Below are 23,920 nucleotides of genomic sequence, written 5' to 3' on the forward strand. Positions count from 1 at the left end.
TATGAGGTCCGATGTCAAAGCCGCGCAAAAACGAACCGCAACTCGGCTTCGCGATCCGGTCGCGACGCAAGCAGCTTGGCCTTACTTTGCAGGCGCTTGGTGAAAAAGCGGGCGTTTCCGTGGGCTATCTCAGTCAGGTCGAGCGCGATAATGCGACTCCCTCCCTGGGGACCTTGGCGCAGATCGCGACCGCGCTGGACACCGGCCTCGAATATTTCATCACTTCGTCCAAACCGTCTGATGGTTTAAGCCGCGCCAACCGCCGTGATCGGTTCTCGGTTGCCGGATCGCCCGTCACGTATGAGACCATCGCCGCCGAATATCCGGGTGCTGCGATGTCGAGCTACATCCTCAACATTCCGCCGCATTACACCTCCGAAACCGTCAGCCATGAGGGCGAAGAGGTGCTGTTCATCCTCGAAGGCCGGATCGAGCAGACGCTCGACGGTGAGGTCATCGCGATGGAGTGCGGCGACAGCCTGCACTTCAACGGCAGCACCCCGCACCGCTGGAAGAACCCCACCGACTCCCCTGCCCGCGTCCTGTGGACCGGCACGCTCAGCGTGCTGCACCCCAAGGGCATCGAGCTGACCTGAGATTACAAAACCAAGAGGCGCAAAACCGCCCGCATTCGTTAAACCGTTCCAACAAGGAGACTGACGTGAAGCAATTCCGTTCCATTCTACTGGCATCCACGCTGATCCTGCCCATCGCGGCACCGGCAGCGTTTGCCGAAACCCCTGACGACGTTTTGGTCGTTGCCCAGAACATCGACGACATCGTCGCCATCGACCCCGCTCAGGCGTACGAATTCACCTCGGGCGAGCTGGTCACCAACCTCTACGACCGTCTGGTTCAGTACGATGCCGAGGACACCACAACCCTCGCCGCCGGCCTTGCATCCGACTGGACTGCCGATGATGAAGCGAAGACCATCACCTTCACCCTGCGCGACGGCGCGACCTTTGCGTCGGGCAACGAAGTCACCGCAGAGGACGTGGTTTATTCGTTCGGCCGCGTCATCAAACTGAACCTGACGCCCGCCTTCATCCTCGCCCAGCTTGGTTGGACCGCAGAGAACGTGGACGACATGGTGACCGCCGACGGCAATACCGTGACCGTCAAATACGAAGGCGATTTCTCGTCGAACTTCGTTCTGAACGTCCTCGCATCGCGCCCCGCGTCCATCGTCGACAGCAAACTCGTCATGGAGCACGAAGTTGACGGCGACATGGGCAACGCGTGGCTGAACGAGAACGCAGCAGGCTCCGGCCCGTTCAAGCTCGACAGCTATTCGCCCGCCCAGATGGTCCGCATGAGCGCCAACGAGAGCTACTTCAACGGCGCGCCGGAAATCGACTCCGTCATCATCCGCCACGTTGCCGAAGCCGCGACCCAGCAGCTTCTGCTCGAACAGGGCGACATCGACCTTGCCCGCAACCTGACGCCCGACCAGATCGCATCGCTCGATAGCGAAGAAATCAAGGTCGAAACCTTCCCGCAGGCCGCCGTCCACTTCCTGTCGTTCAACCAGAAAACCGAGAGCCTGACCGATCCGGCTGTCTGGGAAGCCGCGCGCTATCTGGTCGACTACACCGGCATGACCGACACCATCATCAACGGTCAGATGGAAGTGCACCAAGCGTTCTGGCCCAAAGGCTTCCCCGGTTCGTACGACGAGACACCGTTCAGCTACGATCCTGAAAAGGCCAAGGAAATCCTCGATGAAGCCGGTATCGAAACCCCGATCACCGTTTCGCTCGACGTGATCAACGCGGCGCCGTTCACCGATATGGCGCAGTCGCTTCAGGCCAGCTTTGCCGATGCGGGCATCAACTTCGAGATCCTGCCCGGCACCGGGGCTCAGGTCATCACGAAGTACCGCGAGCGTACCCACCAAGCCATGCTGCTGTATTGGGGCCCCGACTTCATGGACCCGCATTCGAATGCAAAGGCGTTTGCATACAACTCCGACAACTCGGACGACTCATATGCAGCGACGACCACATGGCGCAACGCTTGGGCCGTGCCGGAAGACATGAACGAAGAGACGATGGCCGCTCTGGCCGAGGCTGATGCCGAGACCCGTCTCGAGATGTATCAGGACCTCCAGAAGAAGGTTCAGGAAAACTCGCCCATCGTCATCATGTTCCAGGCCGCGTATCAGGTCGCCATGGCCGATAACGTCGAAGGCTATGTGAACGGTGCGACGTCGGACTTCGTTTACTACCGCCTCGTAGACAAGCAATAACAGACACGGGGCCGCTTCGCGGCGGCCCCCACCCCATTCCGGAGCCATCATGACCGCGTTCCCGCAAACCGCCGCCCGCCTTTCCGCCCTGCGCGACTGCATGGCCGCCACCAACACCGATCTGGTCGTCCTCGGCCCGTCGAGCCATATGGCTTGGCTGTCGGGCGTTCACCCGCATGGCGACGAACGCCCCGTGCTGCTGGTCGTCAGTCAGGACTACGCGGGTTTCCTGATGCCCAAGCTCAACGCCAACGCGGCGTCGAAGGATACCGACCTTCCGCTGCATAAATGGACCGACGACGCTGGCCCCGAAGCCGCACTGAGCGAGCTTCTGGAGAAAACCGGCGCGACCCGTTCGGGCGTTTCCGTTGTACTTGACGAGACCATGCGCGCCGACTTTGCACTGCGCGTGATCGACGCCCTCGACCAACCTGTCCGTCGCTTCACCGATGACACCGTCGGTGCACTCCGCGCGATGAAGGACGAGGCCGAATTCGCGCTGATCAAAGCCGCGCACAAGCTGAACGATGAAGCCGTCACCAATGCTTTCGACAGCCTGCGCGAAGGCATCACCGAGCGCGAAATCCAAGCGATCATCAACGACCACTACAAAGCCAACGGCGCGACGCTGGAGTTCTGCTCGATCTGCTTTGGCGAAAACGGCGCATTCCCGCACCACTATTCCAGCGACAAGAAACTGGAAAAAGACACCGCCGTTCTTATCGACACCGGCTGCCGTCTGGGCGGTTATCCGTCCGACATGACCCGCTGCGGTTTCTTCGGCGAGCCGAGCGAGGAATACGCCAAGGTCTTCGACGTCGTTGACCGCGCTGTTCAGGCCGCCCTCGCCGCCGCCAAACCTGGCGCGCTGTCGCGTGACGTCGACAAGGCTGCGCGCGATGTGATCACCGAAGCTGGCTACGGCGACAAGTTCCTGCACCGCACTGGCCACGGCCTCGGCATCGACATCCACGAGCCGCCCTACATCACCGCAACCTCGGACGTCGAACTGGCTAAGGGCAACGTGTTCTCCATTGAACCCGGCGTCTATCTAGCGGGAGAATTCGGCATCCGCCTCGAAGAGATCGTCATACTGCGCGAAGACGGAGCAGAGATCTTTTCGGACATGCCTCTCACTATGATCCGCAAGTAAACGATTGGTGCCGGCCCTGTCGGCACCAATCACCCGAAGAAATTTGAACCTTCACGGGCCGCGCTACGTTTGCCAAAGTAAGCAGAACGAACCGCGCAAGCGCAATGAAGGGCCCGTATGGTCAAGGTTACCGTCGAAAAACAGTTGGCGCTGCCCGACACCTTGCGTGTCTCTCGTGCGCTCAGCGTTCCGCACCTTGGCCCGCGCATCCTGTTTTTCAGCGGCGGCAGTGCACTCAACGACATTTCGCGCACGCTGAAGAAGTACACCTTCAACTCGGTCCACCTGATCACGCCCTTCGATAGCGGCGGCAGTTCACAGGTGCTGCGCGAAGCGTTCGACATGCCCGCGATCGGAGACCTGCGCAGCCGCTTGATGGCGCTGGCGGACGAAACGGTGCTCGGTCAGCCTGACGTCTATGCGCTGTTTTCCAAACGCCTGCCGAAGCATGGTGAAAACGACGCGCTGGCCGCAGAGGTCGCGCAGATGGTCGACGGCTCGCATCCGCTGGTGAAGGCGGTTTCGCAACCGATGCGCAGCCTGATCCGCAATTCGCTGGCCGCTTTCTCGGCCCACGTCAGCGACGATTTCGACTACCGCAACGCCAGCATCGGCAACCTGATCATCGCGGGCGGCTACCTCAGTAACAACCGCGAGCTGGAGCCCGTCCTGTTTCTGATGTCCAAGATGGTTGACGTGCAGGGCACCGTCCGCGCAATTGTCGACCGAAATCTGGACCTTGGCGTTGAACTGGCGGATGGGACGAAAGTGTTCAGCCAGCGCAACATCAGCGGCAAAGAGGCTCCGCCTCTCACGCAGAAAATCAGCCGTCTGTTCGTGTGCGAGGGAGACCGCGAGCTGGCGCCGGCCGACTTCCCGCTGCCCAAGCGCAACAGCAACCTGATCGAAGAGGCAGATGTCATCTGCTACCCGCCCGGGAGCCTCTACAGCAGCGTCATCGCGAACCTCCTGCCCGCTGGCGTAGGGCAAGCCGTCGCTGCCCGCCATGTGCCGAAGATCTACATTCCCAGCATGGGCCACGACCCCGAAGCGCAGGGATATTCGCTGGTCGAACAGTTCGAGGCGATCCTCGCCCCCTTGATGGCCGATGCACCAAAGGCCAAGCCCAGCGCGTTCATCACGCACGTCCTCTGCGAGCCGGACGCAAATGAAAACGACTGCGAAACCCTCCGCAGCCGTTTCGGTATCCAGTGCATTACCCTCGACGCGGCGGGCACCAAACCCGACCGCTACGACCCCAAGGCCATCTGCGAAATGCTGGTGTCGTTCGGTTAAGCGTTCGCCCGCTGGAGCATCCCGAACAGGTCACGCGGATCATCAGGATCGGCGAGCAGGTCCAGTTTTTCGGCAAAGCCGCCGTCTGTTGCCTTGGCGTGAACGTAGCGCAGTGCCGAGAAATCCTCGATCGCGAAACCGACGCTATCGAACAGCGTGATCTGCTGCGCATCGGTGCGCCCCTGTGCCTGCCCCAGCATCACCTGCCAAAGCTCGGTCACGGGGTAGTCTTCGTCCAGCTGCTGGATTTCGCCTTCGATACGGGTCTGCTCGGGGTATTCGACAAAGATCGAGGAGCGCAGCAGGATGTCCTTGTGCAACTCCGTCTTACCGGGGCAGTCGCCGCCGATGGCGTTGATGTGCACACCCGGCCCGACCATGTTATCGGTCAGGATCGTAGCGTATTGCTTGTCGGCTGTGCAGGTCGTGATGATCTCCGCACCCTCGACGGCCTCTTCGGCGCTCTTGCAGGCGGTCACTTTGAAGCCCTGCGCGGTGAGGTTGCGCACTGCCTTTTCGGTCGCGCTGGCGTCGATGTCATAGAGACGCAACGTTTCGATACCCAGCAGCGCGCGGAACGCCATCGCTTGAAATTCACACTGCGCACCGTTGCCGATCATCGCCATCGTCTGCGACCCTTCGGGCGCGAGGTACTTCGCCACCAGTGCCGAGGTTGCCGCCGTGCGCAGCGCCGTCAGCACGGTCATCTCGGTCAGCAGGATCGGATAACCATTCGCCACGGACGACAACACGCCAAACGCAGTGACGGTCTGGTAACCCTCGTTCGTGTTCTTAGGATGCCCGTTCACGTACTTGAAGCCGTAGTTGTCGCTATCGGCGGTCGGCATCAGCTCGATCACGCCTTCGCGCGAATGCGAAGCAACGCGGGGCGTCTTGTCGAATTCGGGCCAGCGTTTGAAATCGTCTTCGATGTAGCCTGCGAGTTCGGTCAGAAAGGTCTCCACACCGATAGCGTGGACCATCTTCATCATGTTCTCGACGGACAGGAACGGCACATAGGCCAGCGAGGACGGAGCGGGGGCGAACTGTGTATCGGTCATAGGGATAATCTGGGCGTGGGAGGAAAGCATTCAACAAGCCTGCCGCAGATTTTCCCGCCGAAACATTGGAGGTTTAGGTCAGTTACATCGGGCTTTTCGATGCAACCTACTCGGTGAGTTCAGTCACCGCTCCCGCCTGCGTCAGCGGCCCCGCGACCAGCTTTTGCTCTCTCACCCGATTAAGGAAGGATCGCAGCATCAGGTTCAGCTCGGCATCTTTGCGGTGAGCAAGGTAAATGGGCGAGTAATATTGCAGCTCGGTCCCTGTCCGCAGTTTCACAAAACCATCCGAGGTCTGCACCACATGCTCCGGCATGAAACCGACATAGCGCCCTGATTTGATCAGAATCGCGTGGCTCTCCATCTGGTCGACCGTTGCCGCGACGGCCAACTGCCGACCGCCACGCCCAGACTGCTTGCGAATGTAGGGCAACCGCTGAAGCTCGCTCGGCGTTGCGACGAGGCCGTGTTTGCGCAGGTCGTCGAACGTAACCTCGGCCAACTGCGCCAGCGGGTGATGCTGGCTGGCGTAGAGCGAATGGCGCTCCTGATAGAGCGGGATATACCCAAGGCTGGCGTTCTTCTGGCTGAACGGCCCGATCACCACGTCGCGGCGGCCTTCGACAAGCGCGGCCTCCATCGTGGCAGGCGCGACAAGCGTCAGATCGACGACGGTTTCGCGCGCAGCATTGGAGAATTTCTCGATCACTTCATGCAGCGGCCAAGCGGTGTTACTGAGCATCGCGTCCATCACGCCGATCCGCAGAATACCTCGCATCTCGCCCGAAATATCGGCAACAGCGTTCTGGAACCGCTCGGTCGCCGCAATCAGATCGTCAAGCGCATCCAGCAGTTTCTCTCCCTCGGGCGTCAGCGCGAACCCGCCCCGCCCGCGACGACACAGAGTGAACCCCAGCCGCGCCTCCAGTTCGACAAGCTGCGTCGAGAGCGTCGACTGGGAGGTATTCAGCGCCACCTGAGCCGCCGACACTCCGCCCGCCTCCACAATCGCTTTGAACGTGCGGAGCAGTTTGAGGTCGATGTCTTGGATGCGCTTCATTGTTTGTCTTCTAGCCCACAAACGGGTTTGTTGGCGACAATCAATCGGAAGTCCCTCATGTCCCTTTCCAACGACCGCCTGTCTTATCTCGTCGCCCTGCGCCACGAGCTGCACCGCCGCCCCGAGATTTCGGGCGAGGAAGAACAAACCGCCGCGCGCATCGTGGCCGAGCTGCAAAGCCTTTGCGCTGACCGCATCTGGACGGGCCTTGGTGGCCACGGCGTCGCGGCGGAGTTCACAGGCACGGCGGATGGCCCGACCGTTCTGCTGCGCTGCGAACTCGACGGTCTGCCAATCCGCGAAATTTCCGCGCTGCCCTACAAGTCCGAGGTCGAAGGCAAAGGCCACCTCTGCGGCCACGACGGTCATATGGTGTCGATGCTGGGCGTGGTGATGCGTCTTGGCCAGCGCCCCACAACGGGCCGCGTCGTTCTGCTGTTTCAACCCGCCGAGGAAACCGGCGCGGGCGCGCAAGCCGTGATCGACGATCCGCGCTGGCTCGAGATCAAGCCCGACTATGCCTTCGCCTACCACAACGTCCCCGCCCGCCCCATGGGCGAAATCGGTGTGCGTGCAGGGGCCGGAAATTGCGCGTCCCGCGGGATGCAGATCTTGCTGGAGGGCAAGAGCTCCCACGCTGCCGCGCCCGAAGACGGCCTTTCCCCCGCCGCCGCAATGGCTGCGCTGATGACTGCACTGCCCACGCTGAGCCACGGCGTGATTGGTGACGACGCTTTCGCCCTTGCCACCCTGACCCACGCCAACCTCGGAGAGCCGACATTCGGGATCTCCCCCGCCGACGGCGAGCTGCGTGTCACGCTGCGCTGCATGGCCAACGAACGGATGGAAACGCTGATTGCCGACGCGCTAACGCTGGTGGATCAGCATTGCGGCGGCCTGCGGACCGAGGTCCATTGGCACGACATTTTCCGCGCTGTTACCAACGATGAAGAGGCCACCGCCATCGCCGCCGAAGTCGCCCGCGAACAAGGTCATGCTCTGAGCGATATGGCCCTTCCGATGCGCTGGTCCGAGGACTTCGGGCGTTTCGGCGATGACGGCGCGAAGGCCGCGATGCTCTACGTCGGCTCAGGCGAGGACTGCCCGCAACTCCACAATCCCGACTACGATTTCCCCGACACCCTGCTGCCGATCGTGATCGACCAGTTCTGCGGGATCGTACAGAAAATACTCGGCTCGCCGGAAAAATGACCCTGCCGCCCTGCCCCAGTTCTTGGTGCGACATCCACCGCGACCGCATTTTGACCAACATCAGCCTTGCGCTTAGTCTGCTGCCGGAGGGCAAGCGGATGTGCGCGGTGATGAAGGCGGATGCGTACGGGCATGGCATTTCGCAGGTGGTGCCGCTGGTCATGGCGCATGGCATCGACTGCATCGGCATCACCTCGAACGAGGAAGCCCGCGCCGTCCGCGAGGCGGGATTTGACGGCACGCTGATCAGGATCAGGGCCGCGACAGTGTCCGAGATTGCCGAAGCGCAGCAGCACCGCGTCGAAGAACAGGTCTCGTCCGTCGAAATCGCCGCGTATCTCGCGGCAGAGCAGCCGGACACCCCCGCTCACCTCGCGCTGAACGCGTCAGGCATGTCGCGGGACGGTCTAGAAATCGGATCGCCCGAGGGCCGCGCCGAGTGTTTCGAGATCATCCGCCTGCTGGGCGCGCAGATTGTCGGCATCACGACCCATTTCCCGTCCAACGCACCCGAAGACCTCCGCGCAAGCGATAGGCTGTTTCAGGAACAGGTGCGATGGGTGTTTAGTCACAGCGACCTCGACCGTACCCGCGTCACGGTTCACGCAGGCAGTTCTTTGACCCTGATCAGCGATGTGCCTGTTGTTGGTGACATGTTCCGCTGCGGGGCAATTTTCTACGGCATTCTGCGGCAGGACGCGGGCTTTGCGCCGACGATGGACCTGAAATCGCGCGTGGTCAGCCTACAGCACTACGAGGCCGGACAGACCGTCGGCTACGACCGTGCGCATGTCCTTGATGCGCCGCGCAGCATTGCCTCGATTTCTATCGGTTACGCCAACGGGATCACCCGCGTATCCCAAGGGCGCGGCGAAGTGCTGATCGGCGGGCAGCGCGCGCCCATCGTCGGCAAAATCTCGATGAACACGATCACGGTGGATGTCACGGGGCTGGATGTGCGGGTCGGTCAGGAGGTCTACCTCTTCGGTGGCCGAGAAACGGCGATCACGACCGCCCAGTCAGAAGCGCAGTTCGGCACGATCATGGCCGAGCTTTACACCGACTGGGGCGGGCGGAACCTGCGCATCTACCGCTAGGCCGTGACCTCGCGTTCGAGGAACATCGCCTGAATGCCGTAGCGCTTTGCCACCGCCGTGCCTGCATCGCGGCCCAGCACCATTAGCGCGGTGGCCCAGGCATCGGCTGTCATGCAGGCGGGTGCCAGCACTGTGACGGAGGCCGGCGAATTCACCAGCGGCGCTTGCAAGCGCGGGTTCATTGTGTGGGAAAGTCGCTGCGTGCCGACGGTCAGCCAATGGCGATAGTCGCCAGAAGTCGCGGTAGCGGCTCGATCGTCAACATCGGCTCCATGTCCGCCGACATCGTGAACCGCCCGCAGGAACAGGCGAACTACAATTCGTCCAAGGCCGCAGTTCACCACCTCACCCGCTCGCTCGCAGCCGAGTGGGCGTCGCGCGGTGTCCGCGTCAACGCTGTCGCGCCGACCTACATCGAAACCGAGATGAACAAATACGTCTACGAGGACGAAGAAATGTACCGCCACTGGATCGGCGGCACTCCGATGGCCCGCATGGGCAAGCCCGAGGAGGTCGCATCGGTCGTTCTCTTCCTCGCGTCCGAAGCGGCGAGCCTCATGACCGGCTCCATCGTACAGGCCGACGGCGGCTACACTTGCTGGTAACGCGCGAAGCCCTCCCCTCGACTTATGCGTTTACCAAAAGCCCACCGTCGCCTAGCGTGCTCCCGTAACCAGTTTGCGGGAGCATTTTTTATGACCATCGAATACCTCGTGACCGCTTTCATCATGTGCCTCGCACCTGGCATTGGCGTGATCTACACCCTGTCGTCCACCCTCGGCGGCGGTTTGCGCGCAGGGTTCTGGGCGTCGGTCGGCTGTACGCTGGCCACGGTTTTCCACTTGGCCATTGCCCTCGCGGGCCTTGCGGCGATCCTTCACACCAGCGCGGTACTGTTCCAGACGATCAAGTTCGCGGGCGTTGCCTACCTGCTCTGGATGGCGTGGGCCGTCATCAACGATCGCGGCGGCTTGTCGGTTAAGCCATCAAAGCCCGAACCCGCCGCCCGCCTCGTCTGGCGCGGCATTCTGCTGAATATCCTGAACCCCAAGATCCCGCTGTTCTTCGTTGCGTTCATTCCGCAGTTCGTTCCGGCAGGCAGCTCGTTCGGGTTGCTAGTCGAACTTGGCTTCGGCTTCACCGCTATGACCTTCGTTGTTTTCATGGGATATGCAGTGCTCGCCGCGACAGGCCGCCAGCGCCTTTTGCAAAGCGAGCGCGCGATGAACTGGCTGCGCCGCGCCTTTGCCGCATCGTTTGCTGCACTCGGCCTCAAACTCGCGCTTGAAAGCACATCGAACGCCTGATTGCGTCCGGACATGTCGAAAACAGGCGCTCCGATTGCGACCACACAATTGGTCGCAATCCACGAAGATTTGCAACGCGAGAGTGAGTAGCAAGCGCGTCTACGATTCCTCTTTTGCCGAGTAACGCCATGCTTACCCCGCTCAACATCAGCGCCATGTTTTCTACCAGCGAATGCGACGAGATCATCCGCCTCGCGATGGCCGAAGGCCCGCGCGAAGCCGGCCTCGTACGTGGTCGCCAGAACGAAAGCATCCGTACCGCGCGTATTTCGTGGCTGGACGAAACAGGAGATGCCGCTTGGGTTTTCGACCGCGTCATGGCGACCGTTGCCAGCGCCAACCGCGAGCACTTCGGCTTTGACCTGACCGAGTTTGCGGAGCGGTCGCAGGTCGCAATTTACGAGGCGAACAACGACAGCCACTTCGACTGGCATTCGGACATCGGCGCTGGCACCTTCGCGGAAAAGCGCAAACTGACGCTCGTCGCGCAGCTTAGTGATGCGGCCGACTATCAGGGCGGCCTGCTCGAGCTCAACGGTACAGGCCAAGTTGAAACAGCCGCGACCGAGCGTGGCGGCGCGACCCTATTCCCCAGCTTCATCCCCCACCGCGTGACCAAAGTCACCGAGGGGATTCGATACTCGCTGACCACTTGGGTGCACGGTCCGGCGTTCCGCTGAGCGGTTAACGACCGGAAGTGCACGGGCTGCCGCGAGAAATCGCTGGCGGCCTTTTTATTTGGAACTGAATTGTATCCAACGAAACAGCGCGTTGGCCGAAACAGAGCGCCTGACGGTATCCAACATGTAATTTTTGCAACATAAATTTGTAACATTTTTCTTGTTACATTTAGCCAAATGCTCCATCTTTCACCCTGAAAGGCTGAGGAGGACAGGCCATGACCACGTATCTGATGGGGCTCGACAGCGGGCTGACAGTCACCAAAGCCGTCATCTTTCGAGAGGACGGGTCGGTCGTGGCCACGGGCAAGTGCGGCGTCCCGCAGATCAAGGACCGCCCGCATTTCGTCGAGCGCGACATGCAGGCCCATTGGCACGCCGTCGCCCAAGCCATCCGCGAAGCGCTCGCCGCAGCGGCCGAAGCCGAAGGACAGCGCATCATGCCATCCGCCGTGTCGGTGTCGGGCCACGGCGACGGTGTCTATCTGATCGACAAGGCGGGCCAGCCGCTCGGCTATGCGGCGACCTCGCTCGACAGCCGTGCGCAGAAGATTGTCGAGGGCTGGGACGCCGACGGCACCTCTGAAAAGGCACTCGCGCTGACGGGACAGCGGCCCTTCCCCGCCGCGCCCTCTGCCCTGCTGGCCTACTGGAAACGCAACGAGCCGGAACGCTATGCGGCCATCGGGTCGATCTTGTCATGCAAGGATTGGATGCGCTTCGCACTGACAGGCAAGGCCGCGACGGACTTCACCGAAAGCAGCGTAAGCTTTGTCGATGTGAAGACGCAGAAATATTCGGACGAGGCGCTGGCGCTCTACGACCTGACCGAAATGCGAAACGCCCTCCCCGAAGTGCTGCTGCCCGACGAGATCGCAGGTCATGTGACTGCTGAAGCCGCAGCACTCACCGGCCTCGACGAAGGCATTCCGGTCGCCACTGGCCTTCATGACGTCATCGCCTGCGCGGTCGGCGCTGGCGTTACCGGCTCGGGCACTCTCGCGGTCATCGCGGGCACCTATTCGATCAACGAACAGTTCCGCGACCAGCCCGAAACGCACCCCGATTGGCTCTGCCGTAACGGGCTCTACCCCGGTCAGTGGTACAACATGTCGATATCGCCCGCTTCCAGCGCGACGCTCGACTGGTTCCTGAGCCAGACCGCCAAGGACGCGCTGGCGACCGACGATCCGTTCGGCCTGTTGCAAGCGGAGCTCGATGCTGTCGCCAATGATCCGTCCGAGGTGATCTACCTGCCCTACCTCTACGGCTCGCCCCATCGCAACGACGTGCCGGGAGCGTTTATCGGGATGCGCGGCTGGCACAATCGCGGGCATCTGCTCCGCGCGGTTGGTGAAGGGATCGCCTTCAACCACCGCCACCACGTCGACATCCTCGACCCCGAGCGCACCACGGAACACCTGCGCCTGACGGGCGGAAGCAGCCGCAACCCTTATTTCGCGCAGATTTTCGCGGACGCGATGAACCGCAAGATCGAAGTCCCCGAGACGCTGGAGACCGGAGCCCTAGGCGCTGCGATCTGCGCGGGGCTTGCGATCGGCATCTATTCCGACTGGGCGGACGCGGCAGTGCGCACGGCCAGCACAACCCTCACTTACGAACCAGATGCCCAGCACCTCTCTGCGCAATGGGACCGATATCAGGAGGCCGCGCGGACCATCGCGGCGCTCCACGAAAGGATTTGAAATGACCCGCACACGCGATGATTTGCTCGCGAAGCTCCGCACCATGACCCACATGCCAGTTCTGATCGTCGGCGGCGGCATCAACGGCATGGGCACCTTCCGCGACCTCGCCCTGCAAGGCGTTCCGAGCCTACTGGTCGAGCGCGGCGATTTCTGTTCGGGCGCCAGCCGCGCCCCGTCCCGCATGATCCACGGCGGCATCAAGTATCTGGAGAACGGCGAATTCCGCCTCGTGAAGGAAAGCGCCCACGAAAGGAACCGCCTGCTCTCGAATGCGGCGCATTACGTTCATCCGCTGGAAATGGTCCTGCCGATCCATTCGTGGACCGCTGGCATCATTCCCGCGATCAAGCGCTTCTTCAAAATGCCCGCGAAGACCACCCAGCGCGGCGCGGCTGTGATCAAGGCGGGCCTGACGGTCTACGATATCTACGGTGCGAATGATCGCGTGATGCCGCGCCACCGGATGATCTCGCGCGGGGATGCCCTGCACGAAATCCCCGACCTCGACCCGAAAATCGTAGCCGCCGCGTCTTATTATGACGCATGGATCACTTCGCCCGAGCGCCTGACGGTCGAACTGGCGCTGGACGGCATGGACGCCTGCGACGGTAGTGTGGCCCTGAACCACCTGTCGTTCGACGGTGTAGAGGATGGTAAAGCGGTGCTGCGCGATGCCCTCAGTGGCGAGGTTTTCCGCATCAGCTGCGATATTATGGTGAATGCCGCAGGTGCGTGGATCGACGGCGTGAACGACGCTGCGGGCGGCGCGAAAAAGATGATCGGCGGCAACAAAGGCAGTCACTTGCTGCTCGATCTGCCTGTACTGGCCGAGCGCCTGCATGGCCGCATGGTCTACTTCGAGGTTGCCGAGGGTCGCCTCTGCCTGATCTCGAACTTCATGGGGCACGTCCTGCTCGGCTCCACGGATATTCCAGTGACCGACCCTGACTCCGTGGTTTGCGATGACGAGGAAACCGATTACCTTCTCAGCGCGCTGCGCAAAGTTTTCCCCGAGGTGAAGGCCACGCGCGACGACATCTTCTTCAGCTACGCCGGTGTGCGCCCCCTGCCCGCCAGCGACGCGATCGATCCGGGCAAGGTCAGCCGAGACCACTCCATGCCCGAAGTCGCACCGACTGCCGACCGCCCGTTCCCCGTCATCGCGCTTGTCGGCGGCAAATGGACGACTTTCCGCGCCTTCGCGGCAGAGGCGACTGACGCGGTGCTCGGCAAACTCGGCAAATCGCGCAAGACCCACACCGACTACCTACCCATCGGCGGCGGGCGCGGCCTGTCGCGCAAGGCCGCCCCGACCGAAGAACTGATTAGCGAAGTCGCCGCGATGGGCACGACCCACGCCCGCGCCGCGCGTCTGGTGGCGTGCTACGGCTCGCGCGCAAAGGACATCGCTGCCACGTTTGAGGGGCCGGAAACTTTCCTCGCCACCCTGCCCCAAGTGTCGCGAGAAGAGCTGGCATTCATCGTCAACCACGAGGTTGCGGCCACAGCCGAGGACGTCCTGTTCGGGCGTAGCGCCCTGTTCCTCGAAGGCCCTCAACCGCGTGGCGTATTGACCGAACTGGTGCAAACCCTCGCCGCCATCTGCGGCTGGGACGAAGCGCGCATCGCCAAGGAGGAAGCGGCGCTGGTCGAACGCTACCGCCGCCACCACCGCATCGTGTTCGCAGACAACGGCCAGCCGGAGTTCGCATGAGCTCCGATGACCGCCGCCGTGACATCCTCGAACAACTGCTGGCGCACGGCACTGTCCAGTCGGCAGACATTGAGCGCCGTCACAAGGTGAGCCGCATGACGGTTCACCGCGACCTCGACGCGCTCGTGGCCGAAGGCTGGGCAGCAAGGGTGCGCGGCGGCATCACGGTCTCGGGCGATCCCTCGTTCGAAAGCGACTACCGCTTCCGCGCGCTGCAAGCCCTGCCGGAAAAAGCCCGCATGGCAGAGGCCGCAGCGGCGCTGGTGAAAGACGGCATGACAGTCGGCCTCGGCTACGGTTCCACGGTCGCGACGGTCGTCCCGCACCTCGCGCAGTGCAGCGGAGTGACCGTAGTCACTGGTTCGCTTCCGATCATCGAGGCCGTCGCACAGATCCCGCAGATCAACCTCGTCGTCGTTGGCGGCACGCTGATCAGACGCTTCGCCGGCCTCTTCGGACCGGCAGCCGAGGACGCCTACAAAACACTGTCACTCGACCTTTGCATCCTGTCCTCCGCCGCTGCGACATTGCCGGATGTCTTCCACCCCGACGAACGGGTCGTCGCTGCGAAGCAGGGGCTGTTGAAGGCCGCCAGCAAAAGCATCCTAATGATGGGCCAAAGCAAACTGAACGGTCGCGCGCTGCATAGGTTGTGCGGGCTGGAGGAAATTGACACTCTGGTCACGGATCAACCGTTAAAAGATGAGTCCGCCCTCACCCTATGCGGCACCCATTTGATCGTCGCGTAGTTCACACATTTCATAGAACGCTTTGTAAACACATGACCTATTTCTCCAACGCTCCCGCCGATATCGCGGCCCGCGAACTTCTTGCCCGCAATCTGAATGGCGAACAGCTCGCGCTCACGAGCGTTTGCACTGCGCATCCGCAAGCCATTCTGGCTGCCTGCAAAGCCGCGACAGACGCCGCCCAGATCGCGCTCATTGAAGCGACCTGTAATCAGGTCAATCATGAGGGTGGATATACGGGAATGCAGCCCACCGACTTCGTTGCGCTGGTGCGCGATGCGGCCAACGAGGCAGGCCTGCCCGAAGAACAACTGCTGCTCGGCGGTGATCACCTTGGCCCGCAGCCTTGGCGGAACATCGACGCCGAGACTGCGATGACCAAGGCAGAGGCAATGGTTGACGCCTACGTGCGTGCGGGTTTCAAGAAAATCCACCTCGATTGTTCGATGCGCTGTGGTGACGATCCTGAAATCCTTGAGGAACCCGTTATGGCCCAGCGCGCCGCGCGCCTTGCCAAAGCGGCCGAGGCCGCTGCGGGTGACGACAAGCCATTCTATATTGTCGGCTCCGAGGTTCCACCGCCGGGCGGCATGGGTGAAGGGCACGAGATCGACCCAACCGACGCCGGCCGCGTGCTCGGCACGATCGAAGCGCACCGTAGCGAGTTTGCGAAACTCGGGCTGACCGATGCGTTCAGCCGCGTTGTCGGCATCGTCGTGCAGCCTGGCCTCGATTTCGGCAATGATACCGTTGTGCATTTCGACACTGCCGCCGCGCAGGAACTTGTTGATATGGCTGCGAACCTTGGCGGTCTGGTGTACGAGGCGCACTCCACCGACTACCAGCGCCCCCTTGCCTATCAGCAACTGGTCGAGCGGCACTTTGCCATCCTCAAGGTCGGCCCCGCAGTAACGTTTGCCCTGCGCGAGGCGCTCTATGCTCTCGAAGCGATCGAGGCCGAGCTTGCTTCGAGGAACCGTCGAACCTGCGCGACGTCATGGAAGACCTCATGGTCACCAACCCGAAAAACTGGGACGGCCACTACCACGGCGACGAGGCGACAAAACACTGGCTCCGCCATTTCAGCTGGTCCGACCGCATCCGCTATTACTGGACAGCACCCGAGGCAAAAGCCGCCGTCGCGCGCCTCGAAGCAAACCTCAACTCGGGCAACTGGCCGCTCCCACTCGTGAGCCAGTATCTGCCCGATTGCGCGAGCGCGCTTGCGTCCGGCGATCTGCCGATGACCTGCGGCGATGTCGTGTCCTACCGCGTCGCCGAGGCTCTGAAGCCATATTATGGAGCGTCAGCGGAGCATTCCTAAGCGTCCCGCCAGCCCCATTGCTGCGCAAGATCGAGGCACTCTTCCACGGTCCCGACCGTTGTGTATGTCCCGACCGAGCGCAGACATGCTGCGGCTGTGGCGTGGCCGAGCTTTAGCGCGTCCTGCCCAGACCAACCTTCGTGGATACCGTATTGGAAACCGGCGGCAAAGGCGTCGCCTGCTCCGTTCGCACCTTTGCGGTTTTCGTCGCTGACTTTGACCGATGGCTGGAAAACCTCGATGCCATCACGGGTGACGAGAACGGCTCCGCTGGTGAAGTGGACGGCGACGAGGTCCATAGCGCCCTTGGTCAGCACATCGCGGGCTGCGTCGAACACTGCGGCCACATCGGTCACGCCATCTTCGACGGTAGAGCGGCTTGCAAGCGCTCCGATTTCGAAATCGTTGACCACGAGCGTATCGAGGTACTGCAAACACGGCAGACCGACCTCGCGGATTTTCTCCTCGGGGCTGGCGACGAATTCGAAGTTGGTTTTGAGCCCCGCCGCCTTGGCCTTGCGCAGCACGGTCGTCCAGCCGTTGGCATCATCGCCCCACGGCGCGTCCATCAGTTTGTGGATACCTGGCAAGCCGAGGTGCAAGACCTTCGCGTTACAGTCACTGAAATCGAAATCATCAGGCGTCAGCAGATCGGCTGCGGCGAAGAACAGGATATGCGTCCGCCTCCCCGTCTGGGTCGAGACATAGGCATCGGTCATCTGCGTTTGCGCTTCAGACGTCCGGTGCAGCCCCGCCCGATCAATCCCGTATTCATCCGCGATCCCGATCAGGAAATCGCCCATCTCCCCCGCCCCGATCAGACCTTGGGTCGAAACGGGCATCGAGGGGTCCAGCTTGCGGATATCGACGGCGAAATTACAGCCGCAGCCACCGCCCGCAAGTTCGACGTTCCGCACGACGGCGGCCATGTCTTCTTTCGGCCAGCTATCGACAGTGATGTTGCGGTCGACGCACCAAGTTCCGGCAGTCACAAAGCCTCTGCGCATGGGTTACACGTTCGGCTTGAGGATGCTTTCCGAAATCACGAGGTCATCCTCCAGCGAACGCATCGGGGTGATGCCTGCCGCTTGAAGGTCGCCGTGGAACGCCTTCACGCCCTCTTCGCTTGTCAGGCCCTCCTCGAGCACGCGGCGCATCGCTTTGACCATCAGCACGGAGTCCTCGGAGTAGTAGATCTTGCGCCCGAAGAGCGCGACGCGGGCGCCGTATTTCTCGGCCTGACGGATCAGTTCGAGGCAATCGCGGGTCGTCCCCGCTCCGCCGCCGAGGATGCCGAAGATCAGGTTTTCAGGATCGTAGCCCGCGATCTCTTCGGTCGCGGCAGGGCCGTTGTAGACCGCCTTGAGGAACGCGGGGCGCTCATGGCGCGACACACCTGCAAGGCAACGGACGATCATATCGTTGTTATAGGTCGCGAAATCGCCGGTGGTCTCGACGGGGATCTGCGGGTTGAAGACTTCGAGGAAGTAATTCACGCCCTCCGCCGACGCCTCGTTGCGGAACTTCACGAACTCTTCGAGCGTCTGATGATCACGCTCCAGATCATTGTAGAACGTCACCGAATAGAGGCCGAGCGGCGCGACAGGCTTCACACGGTCTAGCCGCGCGGAGCGGAAGTTCTTCATCTGGTGCTTGGGATAAGAGCCGCCGCGCACGTGCCAAATGTCAGTCGTATCATTGAGACGAACCGCCGGCGTGACGTCCGACTTGTGGAACAGCCCCTCGGACTGCATCACTTCGGCCGAAGACAGCGACATTAGCATGATGTCGACCAGACCGGACTTCGTCACCTTCATCATATCGTTGCGATAAGCGCGCAGCGGCTTCATCCTGCCGTCCGGCCCCTTGCCCGGCGTGGCACAGCCAAACGCCATGTCGCCGTCCTTGGCATCCGCAATGATAAAGTCCGTCGGGGTATACTTTCCCGAACGAATGGCACCCAACTTCCGATCAAGACTCTTACGCATGAAAAAACTCCTCCGTTGCGGAGAGGTTATACCAGTTAGAAAGGAAAGCTAGGAGGGAAGACCTACGACAAAAGTAGGAGGCGCGCCGATCAAGGTGCGGTCGGCAAAGGCAGCGAAGTCCCGGCGGTCATGCGCAGCGATTCTCATCAGACATGTGCAACAAAAACCGCCTTTCAGACGTATAACCAACAACCCACGCCCACGTTGCAATGATGCACATGCAGCAACTCTTGTTGGCAATCATGCGCAGTAAACGCGCAAAACAGCGCAAGTGGGGAATTTCTAGGCACACCGAAAGTTGATTGTCTTGTATTCGACATGCTCTGAGACTATCCGAAGGTTATATTTTAGTTACGTTTGGATATCCCATGATTACACCCGTCATCCTGTGCGGCGGCTCCGGGACTCGCCTCTGGCCCCTTTCTCGCAAATCCTATCCTAAGCAGTTCGTCCCCTTGGTCGGAGACAAAACGCTTTTCCAAGGGTCTGCATTGCGGATGGCCAGCGACGCGTTCGCCAAGCCTGTTGTCATCACAAACAGCGATTTTCGCTTCATCGTGACCGAACAACTCCAGGAAGTCGGCATTGATCCTGGCGCTATCCTGATCGAGCCCGAAGGCCGCAACACGGCCCCTGCGGTGCTTGCAGCAGCACTTTATCTGGCCAAGAAAGATCCCGAAGCGGTGATGCTCGTCGCGCCATCCGATCACGTTGTGCCGGACACTGCCGCATTTCAGGCAGCGGTACTCAAAGGTTTGGAAGCGGTTGAAGATGGCAAGCTGGTAACCTTTGGCATCACCCCCACTCACGCCGAAACCGCCTACGGCTACCTCGAACTCTCCGAAGCTTCGGAAGGCAAAGCTGTTGCTCTCAAGCAGTTTGTCGAGAAGCCGAACGAGCAGCGCGCCGAAGAGATGGTCGCCGCAGGCTCGTTCCTTTGGAACGCCGGCATCTTCCTTTTCAAAGCAGCCGACATCATCGAAGCGTTCAAAAAATACGCTGCCGATATGGTGAAGCCAGTTGAAGACGCGATCAGAACAGGTCAAACGGATCTCGGTTTCTGTCGTCTTGGCGCCGACGCCTGGTCGAACGCAGAGAACATCTCCATCGACTATGCAGTCATGGAGAAGGCCGATAATCTCGCGGTCGTTCCGTTCAACGGCGGCTGGTCGGACCTTGGTGGGTGGGACGCCGTCTGGCGCGAGACCCCGAAAAACGCGCACGGCGTCATCACGAGCGGTGAAGCAACGGCAATCGATTGCGAAGACACCCTCCTCCGCTCTGACAGCGACCGCCTCGAAGTCGTCGGCATTGGCCTGAAGAACATCATGGCCGTCGCAATGAACGATGCGGTCCTCGTCGCAGATATGTCGCGCGCTCAGGATGTCAAAAAGGCGGTCGAGGCACTGAAAGCCAAAAACGCCGATCAGGCGACCCATTTCCCAAAGGATCACCGTCCGTGGGGCTGGTTCGAAAGCCTCGTGATAGCGAACCGATTCCAAGTAAAGCGCATCCACGTCCACCCCGGTGCGGCACTCTCGCTGCAATCGCACCACCACCGCGCTGAGCACTGGATTGTTGTCGAAGGCACGGCTGAGGTGACGATTGACGACAAGGTGCAACTGGTGACGGAAAACCAGTCGGTCTTCATCCCACTGGGTGCTGTCCACCGCATGAAGAACCCCGGCAAAGTGCCGATGGTCCTCATCGAAGTTCAGACCGGCTCGTACCTCGGCGAAGATGACATCATTCGCTACGAGGACATCTACTCGCGGGGCCAAGGAGCTAAAGGATGAAGATTGCTGTTGCTGGCCTAGGCTATGTAGGCCTTTCAAACGCTGTCCTATTGGCGCAGCATAACACCGTTAAAGCGATTGACGTGACGAAAGAGCGCGTCGATCTTGTCAACGAACGCAAATGCCCGATTGTTGACAAAGAGCTTGAAGAGTTTCTTTCAACTAAAGAACTTGACTTAACAGCCACAACCGATCCGGAAGAAGCGTATCGCGAAGTCGAATTCGTTATCGTTGCAACGCCAACAAATTACGACCCCGACACAAACTATTTCGACACAAGCACTGTAGAGCATGTCATCGGGTTTGTGCTTTCTTACAACCCGCGCGCGACGATCATAATCAAGTCTACCATTCCTGTAGGCTTTGTTGAAAGCATGCGGCTCAAGTACAAATCGAAAGATATCATCTTTTCGCCCGAATTCCTCCGCGAAGGGCGGGCGTTGTACGACAACCTGCATCCGAGCCGCATCATCGTCGGAGAACGCTCGGCCCGAGCGAAGCGGTTTGCCGATCTTCTTGTCCAAGGGGCAATCAAAGAAGAGATCGATGTTTTGTTTACCGATCCTTCGGAGGCCGAAGCAATTAAGTTATTCGCGAACACGTATCTCGCCATGCGCGTCGCCTATTTTAACGAATTGGATAGCTATGCGCTTTCACGTGGAATGGATGCTCGTCAGGTAATAGAAGGCGTGAGCCTCGATCCGCGAATTGGCTCACATTACAACAATCCTTCGTTTGGATACGGCGGTTACTGTTTACCCAAAGACACGAAGCAACTTCTCGCAAATTACTCGGAAGTGCCTCAAAATCTTATTGCGGCAATTGTCGATGCAAACCGGACCCGCAAAGACTACCTTGCCGACGAAATTATTTCGATGATGCCTAAAAAAGTTGGCGTATATCGACTGGTCATGAAGGCTGGGTCTGACAACTTCCGTCAGTCATCCATTCAGGGCATTATGAAAAGAATAAAAGCCAAAGGAATTGAGGTAGTAGTGTATGAACCGGTACTCGATGCAGACGAGTTTTACGGTTCTAAAGTGATCAAAGATTTCGCGTCCTTCAAATGCGACTGCGATATCATATTGGCAAACAGATTAACGGACGACATCCGCGATGTGGCTGATAAAGTCTTTACGCGCGACTTATTTGGAGCTGATTGAGAATGCCCACAGCACTTGTAACCGGCGCTGCCGGATTTATTGGCTCATTTGTCTGTCAAACACTATTAGATGACGGCTGGAAAGTAGTTGGTCTAGATTGTATGTCAGACTACTATGATGTCGACCTCAAATTGCGCCGTGAAGAAGGCCTGAGAGTTAATCCGCAGTATCGTTCAATTCACGGTAAAGTTGAGCAGCCAGGTTTGCTTATGTCCCTCTTCGAAGAGGAGAATTTTGATACTGTAATCCATTTGGCAGCACAGGCTGGTGTAAGGTACTCAATCGACAATCCTCGCGCTTACCTTGAAAGCAATATCATTGGCACTTTTGAATTATTGGAAGCCGCACGAGCACATCCGCCAAGTCATATGCTATTAGCTTCAACGTCGTCAGCATATGGTGCGAATAAAGAAATGCCATACAAAGAGACGGTCAAAGCAGACCATCAAATGTCTTTCTACGCGGCAACAAAAAAATCGACTGAAAGCATGGCGCATTCCTATTCGCACCTTTACAGCCTTCCAATTACTATGTTCCGGTTTTTCACTGTCTACGGCCCGTGGGGCAGGCCGGATATGGCCCTGTTTAAATTTACAAAAGCTATTTTAGAAGATAAGCCAATTGATGTTTACAATTATGGAGATATGAAGCGAGACTTTACATATGTGGAAGACCTTGTCCACGCTATTCGGTTATTAATTGACATTGTGCCGGGAATAAACAAATCCGACCACTTGGAAGAAATAGACAGTTTATCACCCGTTGCGCCTTTTAGAGTAGTTAATATAGGCAACAATGACGCAGTCCAACTCACTGAGTTTATCGAAGCGATAGAGAAGGCACTCGGCAAAAAGGCCGATCAGAACTTGATTCCGATGCAGGCTGGAGATGTTCCTGCCACTTGGGCAGATGCTGGCCTCTTGCAGGAGTTAACCGGATATGCACCGAAGACCTCAATTCAAGACGGGGTCGCCAAGTTCGTTCAATGGTACCTCCAATTTTACGGCTCCAGAATATGAAGATCCAGCTCATTGGGATTAATTACTCACCGGAGATTATATCTACTGCCGTCTATTCCACTGGTCTAGCCGAACAATTTGCGTCGTTCGGCCATAAGGTGGAGGTCATTACCGCTCAGCCTTATTACCCAGAATGGAAAGTGAAAGATGGCTGGCCGAAGTACAGCTACAGATCCGAGACGTCTGCATCAGGTGTTTCAGTGCTACACTGCCCGCTGTACGTACCAGCAGAGCCAACAGGCAAGAAACGTATCATCCACCATCTCAGCTTTGCGTTTACCGCGCTGCCGGTCGCTCTCTGGAAAGCGGTTCGGTTTCAGCCTGATGTAGTTTTCGTTGTAGCACCTTCCCTTCTTTCGGGGCCGGTCGGATTTCTTGCGGCGAAAGCTGGTCGTGCCCAGAGTTGGTTGCATATCCAAGATTTCGAGGTCGAAGCTGCCTTCGCTACCGGATTGATTAGAGAGACCAGTCGATTAGGAAAAATCGCAAAAGCTTTTGAAAGCTGGACACTTAAGCGATTTGATCGCATCAGCACCATTTCCAAACCGATGATCCAGAAGTTGCACGAGAAAAACGTGCCGCACGGGCGGATCTATGAACTGCGGAACTGGGCGAATTTATCGAGAGTTCAACCTATTGAGGGCGTCTCACCGCTGAAGGCCGAACTTGGCATCGAAACTGATTACGTCATCCTTTACTCTGGCAACTTGGCTAATAAGCAAGGTCTTGAAATCATTCCTGAAGTGGCAAGGCTTTTAGCCCACCGCAGTGACGTTACCATTGCGGTCTGCGGCGAGGGGCCAATGAAAGCCAAACTTCAGGAAATGTCGGCTGGCCTCGATACCATCAGGTTCTTCCCTCTCCAACCCTTGGAGCGCTTGAGCGACCTTCTGGGGATGGCAGACGTACATTTGTTGCCGCAGATTGCAGATGCAGCCGACCTCGTATTGCCATCCAAGCTTACGAATATGCTGGCTTCCGGCAGGCCGACGGTGGCAACCACTTTCCCAGGCACCGCACTTGGCGAAGAAGTCGAGGGTTGCGGAATAGTGGTACCGCCTGGTGATGCAACTTCAACGGCATCAGCCATTGAAAACCTCCTCGATGACGCTCCTTTGCGATCCGAACTTGGCGAAAATGCGAGACAGCGCGCACTCATCGCTTGGGATGGTGAAGCCATCCTTGGCCGCCTGAAGAATGAATTTGACAAACTTATTGCAAATAAGACTTCGAACGACCTTACGAAGGAACAAATAAATTGACCAAAAAAGCACTTATCACGGGCGTTACCGGGCAGGACGGCTCTTATCTGGCCGAGTTCCTTTTGGAGAAGGGATACGA

Annotated in this window: 22 protein-coding genes and 1 pseudogene; 18 read left to right on the top strand and 5 right to left on the bottom strand. The window is 59.4% G+C overall.

Going from position 1 to position 23,920, the window contains the following annotated elements:
• Positions 1–11: 11 nt before the first annotated feature.
• The 4 genes from HCZ30_RS15980 (at position 12) to HCZ30_RS15995 (ending at position 4,700) form a co-directional block, all read left to right on the top strand.
• Positions 12–596: a helix-turn-helix domain-containing protein gene (locus tag HCZ30_RS15980; protein ID WP_167639316.1), complete on the top strand. Its 585-nt coding sequence runs from the start codon at positions 12–14 to the stop codon at positions 594–596.
• Between the two features lie 65 nt (positions 597–661).
• Entirely contained in the window at positions 662–2,251 is a 1,590-nt protein-coding gene (locus HCZ30_RS15985) for an ABC transporter substrate-binding protein (RefSeq protein ID WP_167639317.1), read from the top strand.
• Positions 2,252–2,300: 49 nt separating this feature from the next.
• Complete coding sequence (locus HCZ30_RS15990) at positions 2,301–3,404, top strand: M24 family metallopeptidase (protein WP_167639318.1); 1,104 nt, start codon at positions 2,301–2,303, stop codon at positions 3,402–3,404.
• 117 nt (positions 3,405–3,521) lie between these two features.
• Entirely contained in the window at positions 3,522–4,700 is a 1,179-nt protein-coding gene (locus HCZ30_RS15995) for a GAK system CofD-like protein (protein ID WP_167639319.1), read from the top strand.
• Here HCZ30_RS15995 and HCZ30_RS16000 read toward each other — a convergent pair.
• Together HCZ30_RS16000 and HCZ30_RS16005 are read right to left on the bottom strand one after the other, a co-directional pair.
• Positions 4,697–5,761 carry an ornithine cyclodeaminase gene (locus HCZ30_RS16000; protein ID WP_167639320.1) on the bottom strand — a complete coding sequence of 355 codons (1,065 nt, stop codon included), beginning with the start codon at positions 5,759–5,761 and terminating at the stop codon, positions 4,697–4,699. The genes HCZ30_RS15995 and HCZ30_RS16000 overlap by 4 nt on opposite strands.
• 106 nt (positions 5,762–5,867) lie before the next feature.
• Positions 5,868–6,821: a LysR family transcriptional regulator gene (locus HCZ30_RS16005; RefSeq protein ID WP_167639321.1), complete on the bottom strand. Its 954-nt coding sequence runs from the start codon at positions 6,819–6,821 to the stop codon at positions 5,868–5,870.
• A 57-nt stretch (positions 6,822–6,878) separates the two neighbouring features.
• Here HCZ30_RS16005 and HCZ30_RS16010 point away from each other — a divergent pair, with 57 nt between their 5' ends.
• Both HCZ30_RS16010 and alr read left to right on the top strand, forming a co-directional pair.
• Complete coding sequence (locus HCZ30_RS16010) at positions 6,879–8,033, top strand: amidohydrolase (protein ID WP_175581067.1); 1,155 nt, start codon at positions 6,879–6,881, stop codon at positions 8,031–8,033.
• The gene (gene alr, locus HCZ30_RS16015) at positions 8,030–9,130 is read left to right on the top strand and encodes an alanine racemase (RefSeq protein WP_167639322.1); all 1,101 of its coding nucleotides are present in this window, start codon (positions 8,030–8,032) and stop codon (positions 9,128–9,130) included. Before HCZ30_RS16010 ends, alr begins: the two co-directional genes overlap by 4 nt.
• On the opposite strand, the gene HCZ30_RS16020 is transcribed toward alr, so the two are convergent.
• Complete coding sequence (locus HCZ30_RS16020) at positions 9,127–9,450, bottom strand: FAD:protein FMN transferase (protein WP_167639335.1); 324 nt, start codon at positions 9,448–9,450, stop codon at positions 9,127–9,129. The two genes, alr and HCZ30_RS16020, sit on opposite strands and share 4 nt — an antisense overlap.
• Here HCZ30_RS16020 and HCZ30_RS16025 point away from each other — a divergent pair.
• From HCZ30_RS16025 to HCZ30_RS16055, 7 genes and pseudogenes are all read left to right on the top strand, one after another.
• Positions 9,349–9,735 carry an SDR family oxidoreductase gene (locus tag HCZ30_RS16025; RefSeq protein WP_348640407.1) on the top strand — a complete coding sequence of 129 codons (387 nt, stop codon included), beginning with the start codon at positions 9,349–9,351 and terminating at the stop codon, positions 9,733–9,735. The genes HCZ30_RS16020 and HCZ30_RS16025 overlap by 102 nt on opposite strands.
• Positions 9,736–9,825: 90 nt before the next feature.
• Entirely contained in the window at positions 9,826–10,437 is a 612-nt protein-coding gene (locus HCZ30_RS16030; RefSeq protein ID WP_167639323.1) for a LysE family translocator, read from the top strand.
• A 128-nt stretch (positions 10,438–10,565) separates the two neighbouring features.
• On the top strand, positions 10,566–11,117 hold the full coding sequence (locus HCZ30_RS16035; RefSeq protein WP_167639324.1) for a 2OG-Fe(II) oxygenase: 552 nt from the start codon (positions 10,566–10,568) through the stop codon (positions 11,115–11,117).
• A gap of 218 nt (positions 11,118–11,335) precedes the next feature.
• Entirely contained in the window at positions 11,336–12,823 is a 1,488-nt protein-coding gene (locus HCZ30_RS16040) for an FGGY-family carbohydrate kinase (RefSeq protein ID WP_167639325.1), read from the top strand.
• A gap of 1 nt (position 12,824) precedes the next feature.
• Positions 12,825–14,540, top strand: coding sequence for a glycerol-3-phosphate dehydrogenase/oxidase (locus HCZ30_RS16045; RefSeq protein WP_167639326.1), 1,716 nt, complete (start codon positions 12,825–12,827; stop codon positions 14,538–14,540).
• Positions 14,537–15,289 carry a DeoR/GlpR family DNA-binding transcription regulator gene (locus HCZ30_RS16050; protein ID WP_167639327.1) on the top strand — a complete coding sequence of 251 codons (753 nt, stop codon included), beginning with the start codon at positions 14,537–14,539 and terminating at the stop codon, positions 15,287–15,289. The genes HCZ30_RS16045 and HCZ30_RS16050 overlap by 4 nt, the downstream gene beginning before the upstream one ends.
• Positions 15,290–15,321: 32 nt before the next feature.
• Positions 15,322–16,613 (top strand): annotated as a pseudogene (locus HCZ30_RS16055) (class II D-tagatose-bisphosphate aldolase non-catalytic subunit).
• Here the strand turns inward: HCZ30_RS16055 and HCZ30_RS16060 are convergent.
• Together HCZ30_RS16060 and HCZ30_RS16065 are read right to left on the bottom strand one after the other, a co-directional pair.
• On the bottom strand, positions 16,610–17,605 hold the full coding sequence (locus HCZ30_RS16060) for a carbohydrate kinase family protein (RefSeq protein WP_217703070.1): 996 nt from the start codon (positions 17,603–17,605) through the stop codon (positions 16,610–16,612). The pseudogene HCZ30_RS16055 and the gene HCZ30_RS16060 sit on opposite strands and share 4 nt — an antisense overlap.
• Positions 17,606–17,623: 18 nt before the next feature.
• Positions 17,624–18,601: a hypothetical protein gene (locus HCZ30_RS16065; RefSeq protein WP_167639329.1), complete on the bottom strand. Its 978-nt coding sequence runs from the start codon at positions 18,599–18,601 to the stop codon at positions 17,624–17,626.
• 368 nt (positions 18,602–18,969) lie between these two features.
• Here HCZ30_RS16065 and HCZ30_RS16070 point away from each other — a divergent pair, with 368 nt between their 5' ends.
• From HCZ30_RS16070 to HCZ30_RS16090, 5 genes are all read left to right on the top strand, one after another.
• Positions 18,970–20,397: a mannose-1-phosphate guanylyltransferase/mannose-6-phosphate isomerase gene (locus tag HCZ30_RS16070; protein WP_167639330.1), complete on the top strand. Its 1,428-nt coding sequence runs from the start codon at positions 18,970–18,972 to the stop codon at positions 20,395–20,397.
• Positions 20,394–21,560 (top strand): nucleotide sugar dehydrogenase, encoded by a 1,167-nt coding sequence (locus HCZ30_RS16075; RefSeq protein ID WP_167639331.1) that lies wholly within the window; start codon positions 20,394–20,396, stop codon positions 21,558–21,560. Before HCZ30_RS16070 ends, HCZ30_RS16075 begins: the two co-directional genes overlap by 4 nt.
• Before the next feature lie 2 nt (positions 21,561–21,562).
• Complete coding sequence (locus HCZ30_RS16080; protein ID WP_167639332.1) at positions 21,563–22,579, top strand: GDP-mannose 4,6-dehydratase; 1,017 nt, start codon at positions 21,563–21,565, stop codon at positions 22,577–22,579.
• The gene (locus HCZ30_RS16085; RefSeq protein WP_167639333.1) at positions 22,576–23,841 is read left to right on the top strand and encodes a WcaI family glycosyltransferase; all 1,266 of its coding nucleotides are present in this window, start codon (positions 22,576–22,578) and stop codon (positions 23,839–23,841) included. The genes HCZ30_RS16080 and HCZ30_RS16085 overlap by 4 nt, the downstream gene beginning before the upstream one ends.
• Positions 23,838–23,920 (top strand): GDP-mannose 4,6-dehydratase (locus tag HCZ30_RS16090; protein WP_167639336.1); only part of this gene is annotated, 83 nt, incomplete at its 3' end. The genes HCZ30_RS16085 and HCZ30_RS16090, both read left to right, overlap by 4 nt.

It is taken from the genome of Marivivens donghaensis, assembly GCF_011806565.1.
GTDB lineage: Bacteria > Pseudomonadota > Alphaproteobacteria > Rhodobacterales > Rhodobacteraceae > Marivivens > Marivivens donghaensis_A.

What these genes read in the sequence shown, in the direction of transcription:
- HCZ30_RS15980 (WP_167639316.1), top strand. Translation starts at nt 12, where the DNA reads ATGTCAAAGCCGCGCAAAAACGAACCGCAACTCGGCTTCGCGATCCGG.
- HCZ30_RS15990 (WP_167639318.1), top strand. Translation starts at nt 2,301, where the DNA reads ATGACCGCGTTCCCGCAAACCGCCGCCCGCCTTTCCGCCCTGCGCGAC.
- HCZ30_RS15995 (WP_167639319.1), top strand. Translation starts at nt 3,522, where the DNA reads ATGGTCAAGGTTACCGTCGAAAAACAGTTGGCGCTGCCCGACACCTTG.
- HCZ30_RS16000 (WP_167639320.1), bottom strand. Translation starts at nt 5,761, where the DNA reads ATGACCGATACACAGTTCGCCCCCGCTCCGTCCTCGCTGGCCTATGTG.
- HCZ30_RS16005 (WP_167639321.1), bottom strand. Translation starts at nt 6,821, where the DNA reads ATGAAGCGCATCCAAGACATCGACCTCAAACTGCTCCGCACGTTCAAA.
- HCZ30_RS16010 (WP_175581067.1), top strand. Translation starts at nt 6,879, where the DNA reads ATGTCCCTTTCCAACGACCGCCTGTCTTATCTCGTCGCCCTGCGCCAC.
- alr (WP_167639322.1), top strand. Translation starts at nt 8,030, where the DNA reads ATGACCCTGCCGCCCTGCCCCAGTTCTTGGTGCGACATCCACCGCGAC.
- HCZ30_RS16025 (WP_348640407.1), top strand. Translation starts at nt 9,349, where the DNA reads ATGGCGATAGTCGCCAGAAGTCGCGGTAGCGGCTCGATCGTCAACATC.
- HCZ30_RS16030 (WP_167639323.1), top strand. Translation starts at nt 9,826, where the DNA reads ATGACCATCGAATACCTCGTGACCGCTTTCATCATGTGCCTCGCACCT.
- HCZ30_RS16035 (WP_167639324.1), top strand. Translation starts at nt 10,566, where the DNA reads ATGCTTACCCCGCTCAACATCAGCGCCATGTTTTCTACCAGCGAATGC.
- HCZ30_RS16040 (WP_167639325.1), top strand. Translation starts at nt 11,336, where the DNA reads ATGACCACGTATCTGATGGGGCTCGACAGCGGGCTGACAGTCACCAAA.
- HCZ30_RS16045 (WP_167639326.1), top strand. Translation starts at nt 12,825, where the DNA reads ATGACCCGCACACGCGATGATTTGCTCGCGAAGCTCCGCACCATGACC.
- HCZ30_RS16050 (WP_167639327.1), top strand. Translation starts at nt 14,537, where the DNA reads ATGAGCTCCGATGACCGCCGCCGTGACATCCTCGAACAACTGCTGGCG.
- HCZ30_RS16065 (WP_167639329.1), bottom strand. Translation starts at nt 18,601, where the DNA reads ATGCGTAAGAGTCTTGATCGGAAGTTGGGTGCCATTCGTTCGGGAAAG.
- HCZ30_RS16070 (WP_167639330.1), top strand. Translation starts at nt 18,970, where the DNA reads ATGATTACACCCGTCATCCTGTGCGGCGGCTCCGGGACTCGCCTCTGG.
- HCZ30_RS16075 (WP_167639331.1), top strand. Translation starts at nt 20,394, where the DNA reads ATGAAGATTGCTGTTGCTGGCCTAGGCTATGTAGGCCTTTCAAACGCT.
- HCZ30_RS16080 (WP_167639332.1), top strand. Translation starts at nt 21,563, where the DNA reads ATGCCCACAGCACTTGTAACCGGCGCTGCCGGATTTATTGGCTCATTT.
- HCZ30_RS16085 (WP_167639333.1), top strand. Translation starts at nt 22,576, where the DNA reads ATGAAGATCCAGCTCATTGGGATTAATTACTCACCGGAGATTATATCT.